Origin of the sequence: Bradyrhizobium sp. CCGUVB23, assembly GCF_024199885.1 — a bacterium.
Classification (GTDB): Bacteria; Pseudomonadota; Alphaproteobacteria; order Rhizobiales; family Xanthobacteraceae; genus Bradyrhizobium.
In genome coordinates this window covers 3,096,274-3,120,812 of record NZ_JANADQ010000001.1, presented here as the reverse complement: position 1 = coordinate 3,120,812, position 24,539 = coordinate 3,096,274, and the positions used below count along the sequence as shown (strand labels likewise).

Sequence of the window (24,539 nt, the reverse complement as noted above, 5' to 3'; positions counted from 1 at the left end):
CGAAGGCGGGGACCCATAACTCAAGGGAGAGGTTGTAGCGTGAGATAGTGGTTACCACTCTTCGCCAAACCACGTCCTGTGGTTATGGTCCCGGGTCTGCACTCGCTGACGCTCGCTGGTCCGGACGACACTTCTGATTGTGGCAGCAGCTTACAGTCTTTCAACGATCGTCACATTCGCCATGCCACCGCCTTCGCACATGGTCTGGAGGCCGTAGCGCTTGCCACGCTGCTTCAGCGCATGCAGCAACGTCGTCATCAGCTTGGTGCCGGAGCCGCCGAGGGGATGGCCGAGCGCGATCGCGCCGCCGTTGACGTTGAGGCGGGCGGGATCGGCGCCGGTGGCCTTCAGCCACGCCGTCGGAACCGAGGCGAAGGCCTCGTTGACCTCGAACAGGTCGATGTCGCCGATTGCCATGCCGGCCTTTTCCAGCGCGCGCTTGGTGGCGTGCAGCGGCGCATCCAGCATGATCACGGGATCGCCGCCCGTCATGGTCATGTGATGCACGCGCGCGAGCGGCTTGACGCCGAGCGACTTGAGGCCGCGCTCGTTCACCACCATCACGCCGGAGGCGCCGTCGCAGATCTGGCTGGCGCTCGCAGCCGTCAGCTTGCCGTTCTCGGCGATCAGCTTGACGCTCTTGATGCCGTCGAGGCTGGCGTCGAACCGGATGCCTTCGTCGATGTGATGGGTGTCCTTCGAGCCGTCGGCGCGGGTGATCTCGAGCGGTACGATCTCGTCCTTGAAGTGGCCTGCTTGCGTCGCGGCAATCGCGCGCTGATGGCTGTTGTAGGAATACTCGTCGAGTTCGTCCTTGGAGAGGCCGTACTTCTCGGCCATCATCTCCGCGCCGGTGAACTGGCTGAACACGATGTTCGGATAGCGCTGCTCGATGCCCGGGCTCTTGTAGTGGCCAAAGCCGTTCTTCGCCGCGAGCTGCGAGGACAGGCCCATCGGCACGCGGGTCATCGATTCCACGCCGGCCGCGATCACGACGTCCATCGCGCCGGACATCACGGCTTGCGCAGCGAAATGCAGTGCCTGCTGCGAGGAGCCGCACTGCCGGTCGATCGAGGTGCCCGGCACGCTCTCCGGCAGTTTCGAGGCCATGATCGCGTTGCGCGCGACGTTGTTGGACTGCTCGCCGACCTGCATCACGCAGCCCATGATGACGTCCTCGACCTGGGCCGGATCGACCTTGCTGCGGTCGACCAGCTCGTCCAGCACCTTTGCGGCGAGATCGGCCGGATGCCAGCCGGCGAGGCGGCCCCCCTTGCGCCCGCCAGCGGTTCGCGCGGCGGCGACGATGTAAGCCTCGGCCATATCGGTTTCTCCCTGAATTCTTCTGAACGGTTGGTTGTCGGGGGCGGATTAAAGGGGGCGATGATGATTTAGTCAATCGATCAATTAACTCTTGTGGGGAGGCGCTGCATGCGCTTATCTGCGGCCCTTCACACGGCGGGACAGGGATCTCCGTGACTACCAGCGTACCGAACAGGCTTCCGGGCGGCAAAAATTCCACGGCAGAGAAACTGCTGGTGGCCGCGAGCGAGCTGATGATCGAACGCTCGTCGATCGAGATTTCGCTCAGCGACATTGCGCAGAAGTCCGGCGCCAACGCCGCGCTGGTCAAATATCATTTCGGCAACAAGGACGGCCTCTTGCTCGCGCTGCTCGCACGTGATGCCGCGACCGAGCTGTCCAACCTCGAATATCTCCTTGTGCAGCCGATCACGCCGACCGCGAAGCTGAAGCTGCATATCGGCGGGATCATCCGCGCCTATCACCGGTTCCCCTACATGAACCGGCTGATCCATTATCTCCTGCATGAGAGCACGGCGGAGTCCGCCGACGAGGTCTCAAAGTTCTTCGTCGCGCCCCTGCTCGATTTCCATCGCCGCCTGCTCGCCGAGGGCGTCAGCCGCGGCGAGTTCCGTATCACCGATCCGGTGCTGTTCTACACCAGCCTGATCGGCGCCTGCGATCACCTGTTCTTCGGCCGGCACGCGATGTCTCGCGCGACCGGCGTCGGCCCGGTCACCGACGAAGTCTGCCGGCAATACATCAAGCACATGGAAACGCTGATCTGCGGCGGCATCCTCACGCAAGCCGAGGAAGCTGCCGCGGCCGGATAATCGGCCCAAAACGTTCAAGAGAGACGTTTAAGTCCAGAGACGTTCAAGTCCAGAGAAGAAACGCCCAAGGAGAGGTACTAGCGATGCAGTTGAAAGACGTAGCCGTTCTCATCACCGGTGGTGGTTCGGGCCTTGGTGCCGCGACCGCCCGCGCCATGGCCGCCAAGGGCGCCAGGATCGGCGTGATCGACCAGAGCAAGGAGAACGCCGAGAAGGTCGCGGCGGAAGTAAAGGGCGTCGCGCTGCACGCCGACGTCACCGACGAGGACGGCATCAAGGCCGCGATCGCGAAGGGGGAAAGCGCGCATGGCATCGCGCGCGTGCTGATGAACTGCGCCGGCATCGGCGGCTCGCAGCGCATCGTCGGCAGGGACGGCGTCTATCCGCTGGCGAAGTTCGCGCGCATCATCAACGTCAACCTGATCGGCACCTTCAACTGCCTGCGCCTGTTCGCCGAGCGCCTAGTCACGGCAGAGCCGATCGGCGAGGAGCGTGGCGTCATCATCAACACCGCGTCCGCTGCGGCCTATGAAGGCCAGATCGGCCAGATCGCTTACTCGGCCTCGAAAGGCGGCGTCGTCGGTCTCACGCTGCCCGCAGCGCGCGATCTGGCGAGCCAGAAGATCCGCGTCAATACCATCGCGCCCGGCCTGTTCTTCACGCCGCTGCTGATGGGCCTGAGCGAAGAGGCACTGAAGAGCCTTGGCTCGCAGGTGCCGCATCCCTCGCGCCTCGGCGATGCAGCCGAGTACGGCGCGCTCGCCGTGCACATCGTCGAGAACGCCATGCTCAACGGCGAGACCATCCGCCTCGACGGCGCCATCCGCATGGCGCCGCGGTAAGTGATGCGTTTCTTCCTTCTCCCCTTGCGGGAGAAGGTGGCATAGGCGGCCTTCGGCCGCCGTTCTTAAAAGGACGCCGATGCTTCGCATCGGCTATGGCGCCGGATGAGGGGTTCTATCCGTGGAGACAAACCCCTCACCCAAGCGAACTCTTGGCTCACAGCGATCCATGCCCTCTCCCACAAGCGGAGAGGGCGCAGCAATCGGCACCTCATGCCGCGGATGCAGGAAGTTCACTTCCTCGACGAGCGAAAGCCTGTCTATATCAAGCGCTGAACCAGAATGATCCGCAAAGGACGATAATTCCGGGAGACGCAAAATGAGTGGGAATGCGGCGGCGGTGATGACGAAGCCCGCTTTTCGCAAGATCGAATGGCTGCCGCGCGACATCGACGTCGAGCGGCGCGACGACGGCACGGTGGTGCTGAAGTCGCGCATTCCGCTGCAGCCTTACGAGACGCACATTCCCGCCTCGCTGGCGAAATGGGCGAGGGAAGCGCCCGAGCGCATCTGGCTCGCGCAGCGCGGCGGGCCGGATCGCGCATGGCGCGAGGTGTCCTACGGTGAAGCCAAGCGAACGGTGGATGCGCTGACGCAAGGGCTGCTCAATCTCGGTCTCGACGGCCGGCCCGTTGCGATCCTCTCCGGCAATTCGATCGAGCACGCGCTGATGACGCAGGCTGCGATGCAGGCGCGTTCGCCGGCCGCGCCGGTGTCGCCGGCTTACTCGTTGATGAGCCATGATCACGTCAAGCTGAAATATTTGTTCGACCTGATCAAGCCGGCCGTCGTGATGGTGCAGGACGGTCCGACTTTCGAGAAGGCGCTGAAAGCGCTCGACCTCAACGGCGTTACCGTCGTTCACGTCGTGCGACCCTGTGAAGGCATCAAGAGCGTCAGTTTCGCTGAGTTTGCGACACCGCCGGTAACGGCTGACGTCGATGCCTCGATCGCGCAGATCACACCGCAGACGGTCGGCAAGCTCCTGTTTACGTCGGGTTCGACCGGCATGCCCAAGGCCGTCATCAACACGCAGGCGATGATGTGTGCCAACGCGGCGATGATGATGCAGGTGCGGCCGCGCGACCCGAATGGTCCGATCTCGACCATGCTCGACTGGATGCCCTGGAATCACACCATGGGCGGCAATGCCGCGTTTCATCCGATCCTGGTCGATGGCGGCACGCTCTATATCGACGACGGACGGCCGATGCCGGGCCAGTTCGAGGAGACGCTGCGCAATTTGCACGAGATCTCGCCGACCTACTACGCCAACGTGCCGGCAGGTTACGCCGCGCTCGCTGCCGCGATGGAGAAGGACGATGCGCTCTGCCGCTCCTTCTTCAAGAACCTCTCCATCATGGCCTATGGCGGGGCGCGCCTACCGGACGACCTCTACGACCGCATGCAGGCCCTCGCGGTGAAAACCACCGGCGAACGCATCGTGTTCTACACCGGCTGGGGCTCGACCGAGACCGCGCCGACCTCGACCGGCACCTATTGGGACACCGAGCGCGTCGGCCTGATCGGCCTGCCGTTCCCTGGCGTCGAATTGAAGATGGTGCCATGCGGCTCGAAGTACGAGCTGCGTCTGCGCGGCGTCAACGTCACGCCCGGTTATTTCGGTCAGGCTGAGCTGACCAGGAAGATGTTCGACGAGGAGGGTTTTTACTGCATCGGCGATGCCGGCATCTTCGTCGACGATGCCGATCCGGTACAGGGCATCATCTTCGCGGGGCGCGTCGTCGAGGATTTCAAGCTCACGACTGGCACCTTCGTGCATGTCGGCTCGCTCCGCACCGACGCGATCGCGGCCGCGACGCCGGTCTTGCATGACGCGCTGGTCGCCGGACAGGATCGCGCCTGCATTGGTTTGCTTGCTTGGCCGAACCTGCATGCATGCCGCCAGCTCGTCGGCAATTCGGAGCTGAGTTTTGAGGACGCAGTGAAGCACCCCGAGGTGATCGCCTGCTTCAGGCGTGGGCTGGAGACACACAACAGGGAATGCGAGGGCGCGAGCAGCCGCATCATTGCCCGCGCCATGCTGATGATCGAACCGCCATCGATCGATGGCAATGAGCTGACAGACAAAGGCTACATCAACCAGCGCGCTGGCCTCGAGCGCCGCGCCGCGCTGGTGGAGCGGCTTTATGCCGAGAAGCCTGATGACGACGTGATCGTGCTGCGATGAAATCAACACTCTCACCACTCGTCATTCCGGGGCGCGACGAAGTCGCGAGCCCGGAATCCATAACCACCAGTCGGGGGTATGGATTCCGGGCCTGGCCCTTCGGGCCATCCCGGAATGACGGCACAAACTAATGACAAAATAAAAAAGGTAAGCCGCCATGAACTTCGATTTCTCTGATGACCAAAAGCAGCTCCGCGACCAGGCGCGCAAATTCCTCAGTGAAAAATGCTCGCCCAAGGCGGTGCGCGTCGTGCTCGACGGCAAGGCGCCCTATGACAAGGAGCTGTGGAAGGGCCTCGCCGAGATGGGCTTCCTCGGTGTCGCCATTCCCGAGGAGTTCGGCGGCGCGGGTGCCGGCCATCTCGAACTCTGCGTGATCGCCGAGGAGATGGGCCGGGCGAACGCGCCAGTGCCGTTCTCCTCCACGGTCTATCTCGCGGCCGAAACGTTGCTGATCGCCGGGAGCGACGCGCAGAAGACAAAATGGTTGCCAGCGATCGCCTCCGGTGAGGCCATCGGTACGCTGGCGCTTTTCGAGGGCACGGGTAATCCGTCGCCGAAGAACATCAAGCTTGCCGCTTCCAACGGTTTGCTCAACGGTGTGAAGAAGCCGGTGCCGGATGGCGCGATTGCCGATTTCGCGATCCTTGCTGCGCGCACCGGATCCAGCGGTCGCGATAACGATATCTCGCTGTTCCTCGTCGATCTCAAGGCTGGCGGCGTCGGGGCGAGGAGCCTCACCAATCTCGATCCGACGCGCGTGCAGGCCGAGCTCACTTTCAAGAACTGCAAGGCCGAGCCGCTGGGCGCCGCCGGCGAAGGCTGGAGCATCCTGACCCAGGTGCTCGATCGCGCCGCGGTGCTTACGGCCTTCGAGCAGGTCGGCGGCGCCGATCGCGCGCTGGAGATGGGGCGCGACTACTCGCTCGACCGCATCGCCTTCGGCCGTCCGATCGGCTCGTTCCAGGCGATCAAGCACATGTTGGCGGACATGTATGTCGCGGCAACGCTGGCGCGCTCCAACAGCTACTACGGCGCCTGGGCGCTTTCGACCAATGCATCCGAGCTGCCGGAGGCCGCTGCCGCCGCGCGCATCAGCGCGACGCAGGCGTTCCAGCATTGCGCCAAGAACAACATCCAGGTTCACGGCGGCATGGGTTTCACCTGGGAGTTCGACTGTCACATGTACTACCGCCGCGCCAACGCGCTCGCGCTGGGGCTCGGCAGCCTATCGTATTGGGAAGATCAGCTGATCGACCGCATGCGCAAGAAGAACGCGGCGTAACGTGCCGTTCGTGTCCCGGACGCGATGCGGCACGTAGTGCCGCTTCGCAGAGCCGGGACCCAGGTGGCCGCAATGGACCCCGGATCAGCAGCGCACCACTTCGTGCTGCGCTGCGTCCGGGGAACGAACCGAGAGACAAGAAGATGAACTTCGACGACACCCCGCAGGAAGCCGCGTTCCGCACCACGGCGCGCGCCTGGATCGCCGCGAATGCGCCGAAGCAGTATGAGGACGAGCTTCGCGAATCCTCACTCGGCCGCACGCAGCTCAGGAACGCTGACATCCTGGACGTCGCAAAAGCCTGGCAGAAGAAGAAAGCGGATGCGGGCTGGGCCTGTCTGCACTGGCCGAAGGACTATGGCGGCCGTGGCGCTTCCCCGATCGAACGCGTGATCTGGCAGCAGGAAGAGGGCGTATTCGGCAAGCTCTCGGCGATGTTCATCATCGGCCACGGCATGTGCGGGCCGACCATGATGGCGTTCGCGCGTGAGGAGCATAAGCGCAAATTTTTGCCGCCACTTGCCTCCGGCGAGAAGATCTGGTGCCAGCTCTTCTCCGAGCCGGCCGGCGGCTCGGACGTCGCAGGCCTGCGCACCCGCGCCGAGAAGGACGGCGACGACTGGGTGATCAACGGCCAGAAGATCTGGACCTCGGGCGCGCATTATTCCGACTACGGCATCCTGCTCACCCGTACCGATCCCAACGTGCCCAAGCACAAGGGGCTCACCATGTTCTTCCTGGACATGAAGAGTCCGGGTGTCGAGGTGCGGCCGATCAGGCAGGCCAACGGCAATTCCGACTTCAACGAAGTCTATTTCACCAATGTCCGCATTCCCGATCACCAGCGTCTCGGCGAGGTCAATGACGGCTGGAACGTCTCGCTGACCACGCTGATGAACGAGCGGATGTCGATCGGTGCCGGCGTTGCCACCGGTTTCCCGGAGCTGTTCGACTATTGCGCGAGCTTGATGCTCGACGAGGGTCCGGCGATCGAAGACCGTAGCGTGCGCTCAAAGCTTGCAAATTACGCGGTGAGGGCGAGCGGCCTGAAGTACACCAGCATGCGCGCGATCTCGGCGCTGTCGCGCGGCGAGCGTCCGGGGCCGGAAAACTCCATCGGCAAGCTGGTCGCAGGCTCCATGATCCAGGAGGTCGCGATGTACGCGCTCGACCTGCAGGGCGCGGCCGGCGTCGTCAGCGGCCCCGAGGATGCCGAAGTCGCAGGCCGCTTCCAGGCCATGCTGCTGCGCGCGCCTGGCACCCGCGTCGAGGGCGGCACGGACGAGATCATGCGCAACATCATCGCGGAGCGCGTGCTGGGCCTGCCCGGCGACATCCGCGTCGACAAGGACGTGCCATTCAACAAGATCCCGACGAAGGGGAGAACTTAGCCGTCATTCCGGGGCGATGCGAAGCATCGAGCCCGGAATCCAGAGGTTGTGGATCGAGATTCCGGGTTCGCGCTTCGCGCGCCCCGGAATGACAAGAAAAAGGGAAGCGCCATGAATTTCGACGACACGCCGCAGGAAGCCGAGTTTCGAGCTACGGCCCGTACATGGGTCGCCGCCAACGCGCCGAAGGAGTTCGAGGAGGAGCTGTCAAAGTCCTCGCTCGGTCGCATCCGGCTTGCGAAACACGACATGGTCGAGGTCGGCAAGGCTTGGCAGAAGAAGAAATCGGAGGCGGGTTGGGCCTGCCTGCACTGGCCGAAGGAATATGGCGGTCGTGGCGCAACGCCGATCGAGCGTGTGATCTGGCAGCAGGAAGAGGGCGTCTACGGCAAGCTGACGCAGCCGTTCCAGATCGGCGAAGGCATGTGCGGCCCGACCGTGATGGCCTGGGGCAGCGAGGAGGCGAAGCGCCGTTACCTGCCGAAGCTCGCCTCGGGCGAGGAAATCTGGTGCCAACTTTTCTCCGAGCCGTCGGCCGGCTCCGACGTTGCGGGCTTGCGCACCCGCGCCGAGAAGAAGGGCGACAACTGGGTCGTCAATGGCCAGAAGATCTGGACGTCGGGCGCGCATTATTCGGACTATGGGCTCCTGATTGCGCGGACCGATCCCAACGTGCCCAAGCACAAGGGCCTCACCATGTTCTTCCTCAGCATGAAGAGCCCGGGCGTGGAGGTGCGGCCGATCAGGCAGGCCAACGGCATGCAGGAGTTCAACGAGGTCTATTTCACCGACGTGGTAATCCCGGACAGCCAGCGCCTGGGCGCCGTCGGCGACGGCTGGAACGTGTCGCTGACCACGCTGATGAACGAGCGCATGTCGATCGGCTCGCGGCTTGCGACCGGCGTGCCGGAGATGTTCGAGTTCTGCTCGAACCTGATGCTGGAGGATGGCCTTGCGATCGACGATCCCGCCGTGCGGTCGAAACTTGCGAGCTGGGCGGTGAAATCGAGCGGGCTGAAATATACCAGCTACCGCGCGATCTCGGCGCTGTCGAAGGGCGAGCGTCCGGGCCCGGAAAACTCCATCGGCAAGCTGGTGTCGGGCATAATGCTCCAGGACATCGCGACCTATGCGATGGACCTGCAAGGCGCGGCTGGCGTTCTCACAGGCGCGGACGAGGAAACTGTCCACGGCCAGTTCCAGCAGATGTTGCTGTCATCGCCCTCGATGCGTATTGCGGGTGGCACCGACGAGATCTTGCGCAACATCATCGCCGAGCGCGTGCTGGGCCTGCCCGGTGACATTCGTGTCGACAAGGACGTGCCATATAACAAGATCCCGACCAAGGGGCGGTGAAATCTCTCGTGTCCCGGACGCGATGCAGCACGCAGTGCTGCTTCGCAGAGCCGGGACCCAGCACAATGGGCCCCGGCTCTGCAGCGCACCACTTCGCGCTGCGCTGCGTCCGGGGCACGAAAGCGAGTTGATCCATGGACGCAAGCGTGAACCAAAAAGACCGCATCGGCGTGCTCGAAGAGCTCCTCAACGAGCGCTATTCGGTGCGCGCCTTCCTGCCGAAGGAGGTCGATCGCGCGACCATCGCGCATGTTCTGACGACGGCCCAGCGCACCGCATCCTGGTGCAACAGCCAGCCCTGGCAGGTCGTCATCGCGAGCGGTGAGGCCAAGGAGCGGTTTCGCAAGGCGATCTATCAGGAGGCCTCAGGCGGCCTCGGCGATGACTACGATTTCACCCCCCCGCGCGAATATGTCGGCGCGTATCTCGAGCGCCGCCGCGAGAGCGGCTTTCAGCTCTACAACACGCTGGGCATCGCCCGCGGCGACAAGGCCGCCTACGCAAAACAGGCGCTGGAGAACTACAACTTCTTTGGTGCGCCGCATGTCGCGATCATCCACACCAACGAGCCGCTCGGCATCTATGGTGCGATCGATTGCGGCGCCTATGTCAGCAATTTCATGCTGGCCGCGCAGGCGCTCGGGCTCGGCACGATTCCGCAGGCCGCGCTGGCGCGTCATTCCGGCCTGATCCGCCGGCATTTCAATTTGGCCGACGACCGCCGCATCGTGTGCGGCATCTCGTTCGGCTATGCCGACCATGATCACAAGGTCAATAGCTACCGCACCTCGCGGGCAAGCGTAGCTGATACCGTGACGTTCGTGGACGAGTGAGTTGCGGCCGACGAAAGCCCCGATCGCCAAGATCGGGGCTTCGTTGTCGGCGTAGTTGTCGCTAGTAGATGCCGTACGCGCAGACGTTCACGACGCGCACGCGCGGGCCGTGCCGGGTGGGCACCACGCGTTGCTGGTAGCAGCCGCTCGCGCCGGTGTTGACATAGATTCCGCCATAACCCCAGCCCCAGCCGGGACCCCAATGATGATGGAAGCCGTGGGCCGACGCGGCGCTGGGCGCAAGGGCAGCAACGCCGAGCGAACCGGCGGCGACGAGACCAAGGGCAAGCTTACGAAACATTCTCTTCTCTCCAGTGTGGCACGAAGCCGTTGTTGTGTCCCTGCATCTCGGTCGGTGTGACTCCGAAACGCGTTCACATGCGCCGAGAAGAATCGTGTTTCAGGATTGTTTCGTGGAGAGCGGGAGGCGGGCCGGCCTCTGGGTTTTGCGCGTCGCGATGCGGCGCCGCGCGCCGTTCCGGCGGCGAGCAGCGGTCAACTGTATGAGGGTGGCGTCACCATCTCTCTTCCGTCATTGCGAGCGCAGCGAAGCAATCCAGAATCTTTCCGCGGCGACAGTCTGGATTGCTTAGCTGCGCTCGCAATGACGTGTGGGAGGGCAGTTGAGCTCAATCTCCACTCGTCGTCCCGGGCGCGCCAAGCGCGAGCCCGGGACCTCCGCGCGAGCGCGCTGCGCTCGTCGCGATAACCACAGGAAGGTGTTGTGGCGCGAGATCGCGGTTGCCGATTTTGCCGAAGTCAAAACCGCGGCGACCTCTTCTCCGCAAACGCCTTGATGCCTTCCTTGATCTCGTCGCCGCGCATGCTTTCGCGATGGCGGCGGTCGGCGGCGTCCTCGTCGAGCGCGCCACGGGAGAATTCGTTGATGGCGCGCTTCATGCCGCGCATCGCGATCGGCGCGTTGCCGGCGAGGATATTGGCGAGCTTGTCGACTTCCTCGTCGAGAAGCTCTGGTGCCACCATGGCGGTGAGATAGCCGATGCGCAGCATCTCCGGCGCGCTGATCCTTTGCGCGGTCAGGAACAGCATTTTGGCGTTATCGACGCCGAGCCGCGTCACATAACGCTTGATACCGCTGGTGTAGTAGTGAAGTCCCAACCGTGCAGCCGGCATGAACATCTCGGCAGTGTCGGCGCCGATGCGGAAATCGCAGGCGAGCGCAAGGTCGGTCGAGCCGCCATAGACGCCGCCGTTGAGGCGGCAGATCGTGGGCACGCCGAGATCCTCCAGCCGGTTGACCACGACCTCGAACGCCGAACCCGCGCTCTGCCGCTCCCTGGCGCTCACCGCACGCTCGGCTACCGAATTGAGATCGTAGCCGGCGGAGAAGGCGCGCCCGGTGCCGGTCAGCACCAGCACGCGGATGGCGGCATCGGCCTCGATCCGGTCGAACAGTTTTAAGAGCTCGCCGAGATCTTCGGCCTGCAACCGGTTGAGATGCCTCGGCCGGTTGAGGCGGATGGTGGCGCGCGCGCCGTCGATGTCGAGCAGGGGCGTGCTGGCGGTCTCGGCCGCATCCGACATTGCTGTCTCCACTTACTTGTTTTCGAGCGCGCGGCGTTTGGCTTCGGCATCGATGGTCTCGGCGAGATCGGGATGCCGTGCCATCAGCACGCGGAAATCGACGAGGTCGAGCACGAGCAGCCGCGAGACCGTGACGGTCGTGACGTTGGCGCCGCGCACATTGTTGCCGAGCAGCGCCATCTCGCCGAAGAACGCACCTTCGCCGAGCGCCACCTTCTTGCCAGGCAGGTCGACCTCAACCTCGCCGGAGGCGATGAAATACATGCAGTCGCCCTGCGCGCCCTTCCTGATGATCATGGTGCGGGCCGGCAGGTCCATGGTGCGCAGCATATGGGTGACATCGGCGATCGCGGAAGGTCCGAGAGCGGCAAAGAACGGCACCTTGCTGACGGTCTCCCAGGTCTTGAGGAAGTTGTCGCGGCGCGTCTCGGCGGCAAAGCCGGTCGCCAGAATACCGGTCCAGAGGCCGAACACGCCAAGGCCGGAGATCATCACCAGCGCGGCCACCATCCGCCCGAGCGGCGTCACCGGCACGACGTCGCCATAGCCGGTCGTCGTCAGCGTCACCACCGCCCACCATAATGCCGACGGCACGCTGCCGAAGGTCTGGGGCTGCACGTCGCGCTCCAGGAAATACTCGGCAACGGAGGCGAGAAACACCACCATCAGGAAGATCACGAGCACGCTGAGCAGCGGCCCCGATTCCAGCACCAGCACGCGGCGAAGCTGGCGCAGGCCGGGGATGCCCGGCACGACCTTGAGCACCCAGAGCACGCTGAGGAGCCACGCCGTCTTGGGTTCGACGCCCAGCACCAGCGCGACCGGCACCGCCAGCGCCCCGATCGCATCGACCAGCCCGCTCGAGGACAGCAGGTAGACCCCAAGCCGCTGCTGTCTTGCCATGTGGCGCAGCCGGACCAGCCATTCGAACACGAAATAGGCCAGACACGCCCAGAGCAACGCATTCGCCCAGTGATGCGCGGCTTCATAGGCCGGGTCGACCGTCAACAGCATCGTGGTCACGACGCCGACCGTGACCGCGACATAGGCCGCCGTGGTCATGTTCCGGCCGGCCGTCGCGGCCACGAATTTCGCCAGAGCGGGGGTCAACGGCTTGGACATACGGGATTGAGGTCCGGTCTTGGCTGGTTTGCCTGTCCCGGTTGGGACTGCCGCGCCAAAGTGCCTTCGCAGGCGAAGGCCGTCAACGACAGGACGCTGACAGCGTTATCGGCGCCTGCCATGCAAGCCGCAATCCTGGGGACGAAATGGCCGAGACCGCTATTTGAAATGGGGCGGCTCGTCGTAGCCGCGGCGGCTCGAGAAGAACAGCAGCGCCATGAGCCCGACGCCGACGATCACCGAGAAGCCCGCGCCCAGCGCGAGCGCCACGTAGCCTTCGGTCGGAATCGGCTCACCGTCGACGGACAGGGCAGAGTAGGCGAAATAGCCGACGCCGGCGAGCATCGCGAGCAGGATGATGATGAGCAGTGAACGCATGGCCGATCTCCGGTTGCGCGGAGCATCAACGGTTGCAGATCAAGTCAGTTCCAGGTCCGCGCGCGCCGTCGCGCGCGCGGGTTCCCGCGCCGCATGCGAGGCCAGGCTTCAGGCGCTCTGTGCGGTCTTCACCACCACCACGTTGGTGTCGTCATGCGCGAGAGCCTCGCGCGCTGTGGCGTCGCCAGGCTTCTCTGCATCGCCTGCGTGCCGCTTCAGATGCTCGCGCCGCATGCCGATCTCGTCGCGGACGAATTCATAGCCGAGCTTGAATGTATCGAGCCCGTCGGTACTGATGGTGCCGTCTCTCAGTCCCACCACGGCTCTGCGCAGGATCGCTTCGAGCTCGTCCGCCAGGCACTCGAGCTCGTCGAGCGAATGGGCATGCTCGATGCGCTCGCCGACATCGAGGATGGCCGTGGAGAGCTCGCTGGCCTTCTCCGGTGCGATCCTGGTGACCTTGGCGTAGATCGCCGCGAAGATCGAGCCGATGACGCTGAGCGCGCCGGCGCCCAGATACATCATGTCGCTGTATTTATCCATGAACGACTTGGTGTCGTCGTTGATGTAGTCTGCCGCGCCCTGGTGCGCCATGACGAAGGCGTCCTTGTCGACGGAGGCCGGCTCGATCCGGGTCGCGAACCCGCTTTCGAGGCCGAGCTCGGACTTGTTCTCGTAGACGATGCGCGCGAGATCGCCCGCAGTGGACAGCGACATCTTCGACTGCGCGACCAGCAGCCATTCGAGCCCGATCGTGTCGAGATCGTCGTCGGGAATCTCCGGCGAGGCCGACAGCGTTCCCGCCGTCAGGGTTTCCTCGGAAATGCCGGGAATCTTGCGCGCCAGCGCCTTGGCCTCGTCGATGGCGTTCAGTGTGAATCCGCCGCGCCTGGCGACCTGCTCATAGGCCTTGTCGCGCACCGCCTTCGAGGCGTGGACGATGGCAATCACCGCGCTATAGCCGCTTGCGGGTGCGAGCAGCTTGTCCAGCGTTACGCCCTGCGGGGCCATCTGCACGCGTGCCGCAGCGTCCGGCGTGTCGGGGACGTCGAGGATGCTGCGGACGAAGGCGAGCGAAGAATCGTTCTCGGCGAGCACCGCGATCTTCTTCTTTTTCAGTTCCGCGAGCGACTTGACCTTCTTGTTGCCGGGGCCGAGCAGCAGCACGAGATCGTGCTCGAGGATGGCGAGCGCGCGCGCCCGCGGCGGCACCTTGCCGTCGGTGCGCAGGATGGCGAGATCGGCCTGCTTGCGGTCGAATTGGGCAATCGCCTTGGCGTTGTCAGGATTGCTGACGATCTTGATCCGGAACCGCGACGCATTGTTCTTGAGCACGGCGGCGAGCTTATTGGCGAAACGCGCCTCGCCGCTATTGGCATCGCCGACGGCAAAGATCAGGGTCTCCGAACTGCGAAGCATGGCCCGGCCGCCCCAAACGGTGGCAAGCGACAGGATCAAGGTCAGCACGACATAGAGCACGACCTGCTGCTGATTGGTCTTGATGACCTTCGGGCGCGACTGTGGGGTCTGCTCGGTCGATGACATCTGGCCTTCAGCACTCATGGCTGGCCTTATTCCGTTGCCAGGCGGCGGGCCGGCCTGCCGGCAAAGGCCGTCCGAAAATTCGTAAACGCCTGAAAAAGTACGATAATCTTCTACCTCGGGATGATAGCTCCCTGGCGGCAGAATGCAAATTTCGAGCCGCAGGTAACGTTACCGCGAGGGGCGTGGCGGCGGTCCGTCCCTATCGTCGTTCGGCCACACCTTGCGATATTCCGGTTCCTTCCGGGGTGCATTCCGCCGCGAGAGATGTCATAAAAGCGCGATCTCGGCGATTTGGCCGGACCCAAGAAGAAGTCGCACTGAACGCTCCATTTTTTCTTCCACGTTCAATGAGGGCGTCCAGCTTTGTCGTTTCCACCCATGTCATCGGCGGTTCCGGTCGAAGCGCTCATTGGCTGGATGCTGCTGCTCACCTTCAAGCACATCATTGCCGACTTCGTCCTGCAGACCGCCTGGATGGCGCACGGCAAGGACCAGAAGCATGGCTGGGCCCTGCCGCTCCTGGTGCACTGCCTCGTTCACCTTGCGGTTGCGCTGCCGCTGATCCTGTTGGTCGCTCCAAGATTCTGGTTCGTCGCCCTGATCGATTTTGCGATCCACATCACCGTTGATCGGGCCAAGGGGCTGGTCTCCGCGAATTTCGGAGTCAACCAGGAGCATCCCTGGTTCTGGACCCTGATCGGCGTGGACCAGGCACTGCACCACCTCACCGGGTTCGGCCTGTCGATCTTCATGGCGGCGAACTGACCCCGCCGGCTTCGGCTGCGTTCTGATTCGTAAATCGGGCGCATGACCCCGGGACATACCGGCCCGTGTGGTTAACCTTTCGTTAGAGAGTCGCGCGGCATCTTCCGCATACGAGGGAGAACCGCAATGTTTTCAAGCCGAGACGCCTACGAAAGCGATTTCTGCCCGGTCCGCGACGAGCTCCTTGGCGAGATGTATCGCGCCAGCGAGAGCGGCCTGCCGAGGCTGGTCGAGAGTGTTGCCCCCGAGGCTCGCGCCAGGCTGGCCTTGTTCTGCTACCGCCGCAGCCATCTGCATTCGCTGGCGGTCGCGATCGCGGCGAGCTGCACGGAGCGCGAACTGATCGAGAGCGGGGGGCGCGTCGGCTCCACGCTTTACACGCTGTCGCGTGAAAGCACGGCCAAGGCATCGCCGGCGCTGTCGGGCAGCCGCAAGCCGATCACGCTGTCGACCAAACCGCTCTCGGTGCTTGCGCCGCTCGAGGACGAGTTCGACGACGATCTCGCTGAAGCCGTTCCAGCCTAAAGCGCGATAGATCGCGCTTTAGTTCTTTAGTCTGCGCATGATCTCCGCGCAAACGCCTCCCGCGTTTGTCGCGAGGGAAAACCGCTTCATACTTTTCCGGGTCATGCTTTAAGCGCCGATCTCGATCACCGGCAGTCCGAACTTCCGCCGCGCCATCGCGCATTCGGCATCGCCAGGCATGCAAGTACGGCACACCTCCGGCCGCACGGCATAGATGCCGCAGGCAGTCGCATCCCCGACTTTCCCTTTCAGCGCCGAACAGCGATCGCCGTCGCAGCGCATGCCCGATTGCCTCTCGTTGACGAACGCTTGCGGGATAGCTGCGAGCTCGTCCTCGCTCTCGATCGAGAAGCGCGGCCAGTTCGCCGAATAGGCGCAGCAGGCGCCGCAAGCCTGGCAGAGCTGCGACGGGTCGGTCGCGGAATTCTGGTCCATGTCGCTCAATTGTCCTTTGGCGGACCCCAGACCAGGCTCTGCCGCCACTTGGCGCGCAACACGTCGCGCCGCTCCGGATATCTCTCGTCGAGATAGGTCGCATCCACCACACGGTCGGTGCGGAAGCTGCGGAAATCGTTGCGCAGCTCGCACCAGGCTGCAAGCAGCCGCACTGCTTCGAGATAGCCGACCGCAATCGGCCAGATCGTGCGCTGGCTGTCGCGGCCTTGCTCGTCGCGATAGCGCAACGTGATCTTCTTGCCCTCATGGATTTGCGTGCGCGTGCGCACCATGTCCATGCGGTCGGGTTCACGATTCCAGCTCGGTCGCGCGCGGCTTGCCGGCTCCAGCACGAAGGGACGCAGGCGCTCGGGCACTGTGTCGGCGATCTTCGCCATCAGATCCTCGGCGGCGCGCGCCAGCGCCGTGTCGGCGTGGCCGGCAACCCATTGCGCGCCCAGCACCGCGGCCTCGATCTCGTCGGGTGTCAGCATCAAGGGCGGCAGATCAAAACCCTTTTCCAGGATGTAGCCCATGCCTGCCTCGCCGCGGATCGGCACGCGCTGGCCGATCAGCGTTGCGATGTCCCGATAGACGGTGCGCTTGGAGGTCTCGAGCTCGGCCGCGATCGCGTCCGCCGTCAGCGGTTTGCGGCTGCGCCGTAGCACCTGGATGATCTGAAACAGCCGGTCGGCACGTCTCATGACACGTCTTCCGATTTGGCGCCGTTTAAAAACCGGCGCGCGGATGCTGACAGGATGTTGGCAGCAGGGGAGTTTTATACCGGGACAACACTTCGAATGAAGAGGATTTGTCCATGATGCTTCCCACCACCTTTAGCCAGGCGAGCCCGCTGTGGCGGGTGCAGGCCTTGCTGCAAACCTTCACTCTTGGCCGTCTCGGCGCGTTCGATCTCATGTTCGTCGATCTCCGTCTCGCGATCGTCGCTCTCATCGCACGCTCGCTGCTCGGGGCTGCGGACGCCGTGGTTCGCCACGTCATGGGCCGCGCCTGGCAGGGGGCCCGTTTCGCGCAGGATATCACGGCTGCTGCCACCATGGTGGCAGCAGCCGGTCGGTAGGTTCCAACAACGGTTTCGGGGATCAGGAGCAATAGCATGATCACGCTTTACGGCTTTGGCATCGGCTTCGGCCTGCCGGAAATCAGCCCCTTCGTCACCAAGACTGAGGTGCAGTTGAAGATGGCAGGACTGCCCTACCGGAAGGAGCGGGCGATGCCGCCCGCTTCGCCCAAGGGGCAGTTGCCGTTCATCGACGACGATGGCGAGGCAGTTGCCGATTCCACCTTCATCCGGGCGCATATCGAACGTCGCTATGGTTTCGACTTCGATGCCGGCCTGTCATTGCAGGAACGCGCCCAGGCCTGGGCCTTCGAGCGCATGATCGAACATCACGTCTATTGGGGACTGGTCGGCGCGCGCTGGGTGGACCCGGTCAATTTCGCTAAGGGCCCGGCGCATTTCTTCGATGGCGCGCCGGAGCACAACCGCGAGAAGCTGCGGGAGGATGCGCAATTCCGCGTCGCCGAGAACTATCTGCTGTCAGGTCTTGGCCGCCACGCGCCCGATGACGACGTCGATCTCGCCGTGCGCTCGCTGTTTGCACTGTCCGTGCAGCTCGGCGACAAGGCCTATTTGATGGGCAACAAGCCCTCAGGCGTCGACGCCACCGCCTTCGGTGCGCTCGCGGGAATTTTGACGCCGTTCTTCGAATCCAAGCTGCGCGAGCGTGCGGAAGAGTTTCCGAACCTCACCGCCTATGTCGACCGCATGATGGATCAGTACTATCCGGAGTTCGCCTGGACGAAGCTGCGGCAGGCGGCGTGACAAAGAAAAAGAGCCGGCCCAAGGGGCCGGCTCTGATCGGGCTGGAATGATAGGCGCGCTCACTTCACCAGCTTGTACTTGCCGTTCGATACCGTGAGCAGGATGCGCGAGCGCTCGTCGAGGCCGTAGCGATCCTTTTCGGTGAAGTTGTAGACGCCCTGGCTTGCGGCCAATTCCTTCTCCGACAGCAGGGCCTGGCGGATCGCCTCGCGGAATTCCGGCGTGCCGGGCTTGGCGGTCTTCAGCGCCGTCGGAATGATGCGCTTCAGGAGCTCGAAGGCGTCGTAGGAGTGGCCGGCGAACTGGCTGCGGCTGTTCGGGCCATACTTGCCTTCATAGGCGGTGTTGAGCGCAAGGCCCGGCTTCTTGGTCTGCGCCTCGTCCGGCTGGTCTTCCGGATCCATCACGGGCCCCGAGGCCATCAGCACGCCTTCCGCCGCCTTGCCGGCGATGCGGATGAAGTCCATGCTCGCCGCACCATGGGTCTGGTAGATCAGGCCCTGATAGCCGCGCTCACGCAGCTCGGTCTGCGGCAGTGCCGCCGCGGTGCCGGACGCGCCGACCAGGATCGCATCGGGATTGGCCGCGACGAGCTTGAGCACCTGTCCGGTCACCGACGTATCGGGACGCGCGAAGCGCTCCTCGTCCGCGATGGTGATGCCCATCGGCCCGGTCTGCGCCTTCAGGTCGTTGAACCAGAGGTCGCCATAGGAGTCAGAATAGCCGATGTAGCCGACCGTCTTCACGCCCTTGGTCTTCATGTGATCGTACAACACCTTACCCACGATCGGGATCGGCTGTGGCATCGCGACCGACCACTTCGCCCGCTCCGGCGTGATCGGGAAGGGGGCGAGGCCGAAATGCGGAATGCCGGCTTCGTTGGCGACATTGGAGACCGCGATCGTCGGCGGCGTCAGCGCCGAGCCCATGATGATGTCGGCCTTGGATTCCGTGACGAAGCGCCGCGCGTTGGTGGTCGCAGTGGTCGGATCGCCGCCGTCATCGAGCACGATCACCTTCAGCGGCACGCCGGCGATTTCCTTCGGCACGAACTCCAGCGCGTTGCGCTCGGGAATGCCGAGCGCCGCGCCCGGGCCGGTCGTGGTGGTGGTGATGCCGACGGTGATTTCGTTGGTCTGGGCCATCGCGGGCAGCGCCGGCAGAGCCAGTGTTGCCGCTGTTATCGCGGCGCTCAGGTAAAACCGTTTCATTCTTTCCTCCCTTAAGGTGTGTCTTTGAAAGCAGACTTTGTGATCGAATTCAGCCCCGTCTTTGGGCGGTGCGGCGATTTAGCTCCAGAATCTAGTTGCCCACGAATTTGGCCACCATCTCCGGCGGAAAGGGCGCGGATTTCAGCTTGTCGGGATTGGCCGGGTCGCGGCCGACGAGGACGCGGGTCTCGAAGGCCTCGATTGCCAGGGCCTCGCCCTTGTAGACGTTGTGCTTCACCTCGAAGCTCGAGCGCTTGATGCTCTCGATCTTCGTCTCGATGGTGATCCAGTCGCCATGGGTCGAGGGGATGTAGAACTTCGCCCGCGTGTCGACCATGGGAATGCCGACCAGGCCGTATTTATGGACCAGGTCCTGCTTCGAGAAGCCGGCCTTCTCGAACAGGACCGAGGTCGAATCGTCGAACATCGAGAAGTAGCGCGGGTAATAGACGATGTTGGCGGGGTCGCAGTCGCCCCACTGGATCTGAACGTCGCGCCGATGAACGAACATGCGTAATGTACCCACTAATGCTGCGCCCTACCTCTCCCGAGGGAGAGGTAAGGTCGAAATCGCGGCTACAAATTCAGTCATTCGGTTTACTTCGGCGCCATGCGCAGCGAGCCGTCGAGCCGCACCACCTCGCCGTTGAGATAGGCATTCTCGACCATGTGCAGTGCAAGCGCGGCGAACTCGTCGGCATTGCCAAGGCGGCGCGGGAACGGGATCGCGGCGGCGAGCGAGTCCTGCGCCTCCTGCGGCAGGCTGGCGAGCAGAGGCGTGAGGAACAGGCCGGGGGCAATGGTCAGCACGCGGACACCGAACTGTGCGAGCTCGCGCGCGATCGGCAGCGTCATGCCGACGATGCCGCCCTTGGACGCCGAATAGGCTGACTGGCCGATCTGGCCGTCATAGGCCGCGACGGAAGCCGTGTTGATGATGACACCGCGCTCGCCGCTGGCCTGTGGCTCGAGCTTGGACATCTCGGTGGCGGCAAGACGCAGCATGTTGAAGGTGCCGATCAGGTTGACCTTGATCACCTTGTCGAAATCGGCAAGCGCCATCGGACCGTCGCGGCCGACCACGCGTTTGGCAACGCCGATGCCGGCGCAGTTGACGAGCACGCGGGCCGGACCGTGGGCCTTGGTGGCCGCCGCGATCGCGGCTTCGGCCGAGGCGGCGTCGGAGACGTCGCAGGTCACGGCCACGCCCTTGATCTCTGCCGCAACGGTTTCGGCGAGCTTGGTATTGAGGTCGCACACCGCGACCTTGGCGCCCTGCGCCGCCAGCTTGCGTGCGGTCGCCGCACCCAGTCCCGATGCACCGCCGGTGACGATGGCTGCCTGATCCTTCAACAACATGGCGTTCTCCTTTGGCGGATTGTTTCTAGGCGACCGATATCACACGGTCCGATGGATTTGCAGCATAGAGCTCGTCAATCAGGAGGCTGCGATGCTCGATCACGGCGCGCTGGTTGATCGAGCCTTTGTCGGTAACCTCGCCCTTGTCGATCGAGAGCGGCGCGTCCAGAAGGATCGCACGGGTGATCCTGGTCGAGGAGCCGGTGGCCGAGCCGAGGAACTGGGTGAGGCGCTCGCGGAACGCCTCGCGGACGAGACGGTCACGCGTGGTGACGACGAGATCGTCCGCCGGCAGCGTCGGGTTGATCAGGCGGCAGCCGTCGAGGTCGAGCACCACGAGCGCGGAAATCTCGTCGCGGTTGATGCCGGCGATGACGACGTCGCGCACCAGCGGCGCGCAGGCCGCAACGAAGCGCGCGCGCAGGGGGCCGACGCTGACCCAGGTGCCGCTCGCGAGCTTGAAGTCCTCACTGACGCGGCCGTCGAAGTCGAAGCCGGCATTGAGGTCATCAGGATCGGCGGGCTTCAGCGCATCGCCGAGCTTGTAGAAACCTTCCTCGTCGAAGGATTTTGCCGTGACGTCGGGCTGGCGCCAGTAGCCGGGCATGACGTTCGGGCCCTTGGCACGCACTTCCAGCTTGCCGTTGTTCGGCACGAGCTTGGCGTCATTGCCGGAGACGGGCAGGCCGACATGGCCGGAGCGGCTGGTGCGTGGATTGACCGACATGAAGAACGGCGCAGTCTCGGTGGCGCCTAAGCCCGTCAGCATCGGCACGCGATAGCCCTTCTCCTTTACCGCGAGCTCGTCGAGGCTGTTCCAGACGAAGGGCGAGAGCGCCGCGCCGGAGAAGAACATCGCATGCAGGCGGTCGAAGAACTTTGCGCGCAAGCCCTGGTCGTCGCGCAAATAGGGCAGCAGCGATTCGTAGCCCTTCGGCACGTTGAAATAGACCGTCGGCGAAATCTCCTGGAGATTGCGCACGGTCTCCTCGATACCTCCAGGCACCGGCTTGCCGGCATCGAGATACATCGAGCCGCCGTTATAGAGCGTCAGGCCTATATTGTGATTGCCGCCAAAGGTGTGGTTCCAGGGCAGCCAGTCGATGATGACCGGCGGCTCGTCCTTCAGGAACGCCAGTGTCTCGCGCAGCATCACCTGGTTGGCGCAGATCATGCGCTGCGTGTTGATGACGGCCTTGGGATTGCCGGTCGAGCCTGACGTCAGCAGGAATTTGGCGATCGTGTCGGGGCCGATTCTCCCGTGCAGCTCGTCGAGTGCAGGATGGATTGGCGTTGCCATGAGGTCGGCGAGCAGCGTGACGTTGCGTCCCGGCACGGTGCCGTAGGACGCGGCGATCTCGGTGCCGGGCGAGACGTTGGTGGCAAGCGCGTCCGCAAACCTGTCGGCGTCCTCGGCAAAGACGAGGCCGGGCGTCAGCAGCTTCATCAGATAAGAGAGCTTGCCGTAGTCCTTCGAGACCAGCGAATAGGCCGGCGAGACCGGGCAGAACGGCACGCCGGCATAGTACGCGCCGAAGGCGAGCAGCGCGTGGTCGATCGAATTGCCGGAGAGGATGACGACGGGCTTCTCTGCCGACAGGCCACGCTGGATCAGGCTAGATGCGATGTGCCGGCTCGCGGTGAGGAGCTCGGCATAGGTGATCTTGCGCCAGTCGCGGCCGCCTTCGCGCTCGGCCATGAAGACGCGATCCGGCGTCGTCTTCGCCCAATGATGCAGGCGGTCGGTGATGCGTACCGGATAGTCGCCGAGCGGCTGTTTCGGCCGCAAGTAAATCGTGCCGTCATCGCGCCGCTCGATGTTGACGACGGGATCGCCGAACGAGATCGGCCGCAGCGGGGAGGTGCTCGCCCCGCGCTCCGTGGTGGAAGAGGACGGCTTCGCGCTCATGACTTGGGCTTCACCTTGGCGGTCTTGTGCTCGAGGAACTCGCGGATCCGGCGCTTGGCTTCCTTGTCGCTCTGGGCAACCGTCGCCATCAGCGATTCCATCAACAGGCCGGCCTGCGGATTGGCCTCGGCGATCATCGGTAGCGCCTGGAGCACGGCGAAATTCGTCAGCGGCGCATTCGAGGCGATGCGCGCGGCGAGTTCGAGCGACTTCGTCAGCGAGCCGCCTTCCTCGGTCAGATATTGCGCAAAGCCGTAGGAGGCACCTTCGGTCGCGGGATAGACGCGGCCGGTCAGCATCATGTCCATCATTCGCGCGACGCCGATCAGGCGGGGCAGCCGCACCGAGCCGCCGCCGCCGACGAAGATGCCGCGCTGGCCTTCCGGCAGCGCAAAATAGGTCGAGGGCTCGGCGACGCGGATATGCGCGGCGCAGGCCAGCTCCAGCCCGCCGCCGATCACAGCACCCTTCAGCGCAGCAATCACGGGCACGCGACTGTACTGGATGCGGTCGAACACCCGGTGCCACATCTGGGAGTGAAGGAGGCCGCCAGTGGCGTCGTGGTCGGTCAGCTCGGAGAGATCGAGGCCGGAGGAGAAATGGTCGCCGATGCCATGGATGACGACCGCGCCGATGTCGTCCGGCAGCGTCGCAAAGCAGTCGCCGATCGCGTGAATGATACCGTCATTGAGCGCATTGCGCTTGGCCGGCCGGTTCAGGCCCACGGTCAAGACCTTGTCCGCCCTCTCGATCTTGAGCAGCGCATCAGGTCCCGCTGCTGCGGTATCGGCGTTTCCCTGGGTCATTTGCGTCCTTTTCAGAATAGTTATGTTGTATAACGAATTTCGGGGGAGTCAATACGGGGGTGGCGAGTTCCGGGCATCAGCTGGGTAGGCGGGGGCGGTCCACATCCGGTGTCGTCCCGGCGAAGGCCGGGACCCCCGCGCATGCGCTTGCGCTCGTCGAGATAACCCCAGGGAGAAGTTTGGCGAAGGCTCGTGGCCCGAATTTCCCCAACAACTCTATCCCGGAGTTATGGGGCCCGGGCTCGCGACTTTGTCGCGCTCCGGGACGACGAGCGGAGTGTGAGGCGCTGCTGTTGCAATATCCTCGTCATTGCGAGCGCAGCGAAGCAATCCAGGGTCTTTCCGCGGAGGAATTCTGGATTGCTTCGTCGCTTCGCTCCTCGCAATGACGAGGGGGCAGAATTGCGATCCAGTTGCAGCGCTCGCGAAAGACCTCACATCACCTGATGCACGTCGATCACCACGCGGTCCGCGTGCCGCGCGGCTGAGGCGACGAAGATGTGCTGCATCAGCCAGCGGTACTTCTCGTGCCCGGTCTCGAACCTCGGCACGGTGCGAAAGTAGATCAGCTCGGGGTCGACGAGTTCGCCGCGCTTGAGCTTCTGCAGCAGGTCCACCGGGCCGAAGCGGATGCCCTTGTTCTCGACATAGACAATGGCGCCGTCGTCGGTTTCGAAGGCGTACTTGGCTTCCAGGTCGATCAGCTCGCTGGGGCGGATGATCTGGAAGTCGGCGCCGAACGGCAAGACCTTGCCGTTGACAGCACCCCGCACCTCGCCGCCGATGATCGGGATGATGCGGCGGACACCCGTGCCGGTCTCGCCTGCGGTGATGACGTCGCCGATACGGGCGGTGATGGTGAAGACGTATTTTGTCTCGAGAGTGGGTGTGGTCATCAGTCGCCTCCATTGCATCGCGCCACCAAGGCGCGGCCCTCCCTTCTCCCCTTGTGGGAGAAGGTGGCGCGAAGCGCCGGATGAGGGGTTGTATCCGCAAACTCTATCGCGAAAAGATCTGTGCGCTGAGAGAGACCCCTCACCCGTCTCGCCGCTAACGCGGC

General features: G+C 63.9%; 25 protein-coding genes. 11 read left to right on the top strand and 14 right to left on the bottom strand.

Features of this window, described 5'->3' with window-relative positions:
• Nucleotides 1-150: 150 nt before the first annotated feature.
• On the bottom strand, nt 151-1,323 hold the full coding sequence (locus NLN62_RS14245) for an acetyl-CoA C-acetyltransferase (protein WP_027521349.1): 1,173 nt from the start codon (nt 1,321-1,323) through the stop codon (nt 151-153).
• 152 nt (nt 1,324-1,475) lie between these two features.
• Between NLN62_RS14245 and NLN62_RS14240 the strand changes: the two genes are divergently transcribed.
• The 7 genes from NLN62_RS14240 (at nt 1,476) to NLN62_RS14210 (ending at nt 10,033) form a co-directional block, all read left to right on the top strand.
• Nucleotides 1,476-2,135 carry a TetR family transcriptional regulator gene (locus NLN62_RS14240; protein ID WP_254109193.1) on the top strand — a complete coding sequence of 220 codons (660 nt, stop codon included), beginning with the start codon at nt 1,476-1,478 and terminating at the stop codon, nt 2,133-2,135.
• 83 nt (nt 2,136-2,218) lie between these two features.
• The gene (locus NLN62_RS14235) at nt 2,219-2,977 is read left to right on the top strand and encodes an SDR family NAD(P)-dependent oxidoreductase (RefSeq protein WP_254109192.1); all 759 of its coding nucleotides are present in this window, start codon (nt 2,219-2,221) and stop codon (nt 2,975-2,977) included.
• A gap of 319 nt (nt 2,978-3,296) precedes the next feature.
• Nucleotides 3,297-5,168 carry an AMP-binding protein gene (locus NLN62_RS14230; RefSeq protein ID WP_254109191.1) on the top strand — a complete coding sequence of 624 codons (1,872 nt, stop codon included), beginning with the start codon at nt 3,297-3,299 and terminating at the stop codon, nt 5,166-5,168.
• 157 nt (nt 5,169-5,325) lie between these two features.
• The gene (locus tag NLN62_RS14225) at nt 5,326-6,453 is read left to right on the top strand and encodes an acyl-CoA dehydrogenase family protein (RefSeq protein ID WP_254109190.1); all 1,128 of its coding nucleotides are present in this window, start codon (nt 5,326-5,328) and stop codon (nt 6,451-6,453) included.
• A gap of 143 nt (nt 6,454-6,596) precedes the next feature.
• Nucleotides 6,597-7,844 (top strand): acyl-CoA dehydrogenase, encoded by a 1,248-nt coding sequence (locus tag NLN62_RS14220; RefSeq protein WP_254109189.1) that lies wholly within the window; start codon nt 6,597-6,599, stop codon nt 7,842-7,844.
• Nucleotides 7,845-7,955: 111 nt separating this feature from the next.
• Complete coding sequence (locus NLN62_RS14215) at nt 7,956-9,200, top strand: acyl-CoA dehydrogenase (RefSeq protein ID WP_254109188.1); 1,245 nt, start codon at nt 7,956-7,958, stop codon at nt 9,198-9,200.
• A 134-nt stretch (nt 9,201-9,334) separates the two neighbouring features.
• Nucleotides 9,335-10,033 carry a nitroreductase gene (locus NLN62_RS14210; protein ID WP_254109187.1) on the top strand — a complete coding sequence of 233 codons (699 nt, stop codon included), beginning with the start codon at nt 9,335-9,337 and terminating at the stop codon, nt 10,031-10,033.
• 61 nt (nt 10,034-10,094) lie between these two features.
• On the opposite strand, the gene NLN62_RS14205 is transcribed toward NLN62_RS14210, so the two are convergent.
• From NLN62_RS14205 to NLN62_RS14185, 5 genes are all read right to left on the bottom strand, one after another.
• Nucleotides 10,095-10,334, bottom strand: a complete 240-nt coding sequence (locus NLN62_RS14205; RefSeq protein ID WP_027521341.1) for a hypothetical protein — start codon at nt 10,332-10,334, stop codon at nt 10,095-10,097.
• Between the two features lie 458 nt (nt 10,335-10,792).
• Nucleotides 10,793-11,578, bottom strand: a complete 786-nt coding sequence (locus NLN62_RS14200; RefSeq protein WP_254109186.1) for an enoyl-CoA hydratase/isomerase family protein — start codon at nt 11,576-11,578, stop codon at nt 10,793-10,795.
• 12 nt (nt 11,579-11,590) lie between these two features.
• A complete protein-coding gene (locus tag NLN62_RS14195; protein WP_027521339.1) occupies nt 11,591-12,700 on the bottom strand; it encodes a cyclic nucleotide-gated ion channel in 1,110 nt (369 codons plus the stop codon).
• A gap of 159 nt (nt 12,701-12,859) precedes the next feature.
• Nucleotides 12,860-13,078: a hypothetical protein gene (locus NLN62_RS14190; protein WP_027521338.1), complete on the bottom strand. Its 219-nt coding sequence runs from the start codon at nt 13,076-13,078 to the stop codon at nt 12,860-12,862.
• Between the two features lie 108 nt (nt 13,079-13,186).
• Nucleotides 13,187-14,641 carry a TAXI family TRAP transporter solute-binding subunit gene (locus NLN62_RS14185; RefSeq protein WP_254109185.1) on the bottom strand — a complete coding sequence of 485 codons (1,455 nt, stop codon included), beginning with the start codon at nt 14,639-14,641 and terminating at the stop codon, nt 13,187-13,189.
• Between the two features lie 399 nt (nt 14,642-15,040).
• Between NLN62_RS14185 and NLN62_RS14180 the strand changes: the two genes are divergently transcribed.
• On the top strand, nt 15,041-15,388 hold the full coding sequence (locus NLN62_RS14180; protein ID WP_051389621.1) for a DUF3307 domain-containing protein: 348 nt from the start codon (nt 15,041-15,043) through the stop codon (nt 15,386-15,388).
• Nucleotides 15,389-15,514: 126 nt separating this feature from the next.
• Nucleotides 15,515-15,913, top strand: coding sequence for a hypothetical protein (locus NLN62_RS14175; protein ID WP_027521335.1), 399 nt, complete (start codon nt 15,515-15,517; stop codon nt 15,911-15,913).
• 108 nt (nt 15,914-16,021) lie between these two features.
• On the opposite strand, the gene NLN62_RS14170 is transcribed toward NLN62_RS14175, so the two are convergent.
• Both NLN62_RS14170 and NLN62_RS14165 read right to left on the bottom strand, forming a co-directional pair.
• A complete protein-coding gene (locus NLN62_RS14170; protein WP_254109184.1) occupies nt 16,022-16,348 on the bottom strand; it encodes a YkgJ family cysteine cluster protein in 327 nt (108 codons plus the stop codon).
• Between the two features lie 5 nt (nt 16,349-16,353).
• Nucleotides 16,354-17,052, bottom strand: a complete 699-nt coding sequence (locus tag NLN62_RS14165) for a YafY family protein (RefSeq protein WP_027521333.1) — start codon at nt 17,050-17,052, stop codon at nt 16,354-16,356.
• 113 nt (nt 17,053-17,165) lie between these two features.
• Here NLN62_RS14165 and NLN62_RS14160 point away from each other — a divergent pair, with 113 nt between their 5' ends.
• Together NLN62_RS14160 and NLN62_RS14155 are read left to right on the top strand one after the other, a co-directional pair.
• Complete coding sequence (locus NLN62_RS14160) at nt 17,166-17,429, top strand: hypothetical protein (protein WP_254109183.1); 264 nt, start codon at nt 17,166-17,168, stop codon at nt 17,427-17,429.
• A gap of 36 nt (nt 17,430-17,465) precedes the next feature.
• A complete protein-coding gene (locus NLN62_RS14155) occupies nt 17,466-18,194 on the top strand; it encodes a glutathione S-transferase family protein (RefSeq protein WP_027521331.1) in 729 nt (242 codons plus the stop codon).
• A gap of 59 nt (nt 18,195-18,253) precedes the next feature.
• On the opposite strand, the gene NLN62_RS14150 is transcribed toward NLN62_RS14155, so the two are convergent.
• The 6 genes from NLN62_RS14150 to NLN62_RS14125 all read right to left on the bottom strand — a co-directional run bounded on the left by NLN62_RS14150 (nt 18,254) and on the right by NLN62_RS14125 (nt 24,375).
• Nucleotides 18,254-19,405, bottom strand: a complete 1,152-nt coding sequence (locus NLN62_RS14150; RefSeq protein ID WP_254109182.1) for an ABC transporter substrate-binding protein — start codon at nt 19,403-19,405, stop codon at nt 18,254-18,256.
• A gap of 91 nt (nt 19,406-19,496) precedes the next feature.
• Complete coding sequence (locus NLN62_RS14145; RefSeq protein ID WP_254109181.1) at nt 19,497-19,916, bottom strand: thioesterase family protein; 420 nt, start codon at nt 19,914-19,916, stop codon at nt 19,497-19,499.
• 86 nt (nt 19,917-20,002) lie between these two features.
• Nucleotides 20,003-20,764, bottom strand: coding sequence for an SDR family NAD(P)-dependent oxidoreductase (locus tag NLN62_RS14140; RefSeq protein WP_254109180.1), 762 nt, complete (start codon nt 20,762-20,764; stop codon nt 20,003-20,005).
• 25 nt (nt 20,765-20,789) lie between these two features.
• Complete coding sequence (locus NLN62_RS14135) at nt 20,790-22,673, bottom strand: feruloyl-CoA synthase (RefSeq protein ID WP_027521327.1); 1,884 nt, start codon at nt 22,671-22,673, stop codon at nt 20,790-20,792.
• On the bottom strand, nt 22,670-23,479 hold the full coding sequence (locus NLN62_RS14130) for a crotonase/enoyl-CoA hydratase family protein (protein WP_027521326.1): 810 nt from the start codon (nt 23,477-23,479) through the stop codon (nt 22,670-22,672). Before NLN62_RS14130 ends, NLN62_RS14135 begins: the two co-directional genes overlap by 4 nt.
• Nucleotides 23,480-23,913: 434 nt before the next feature.
• Entirely contained in the window at nt 23,914-24,375 is a 462-nt protein-coding gene (locus NLN62_RS14125; protein ID WP_254109179.1) for a DUF3237 domain-containing protein, read from the bottom strand.
• Between the last annotated feature and the right edge of the window lie 164 nt (nt 24,376-24,539).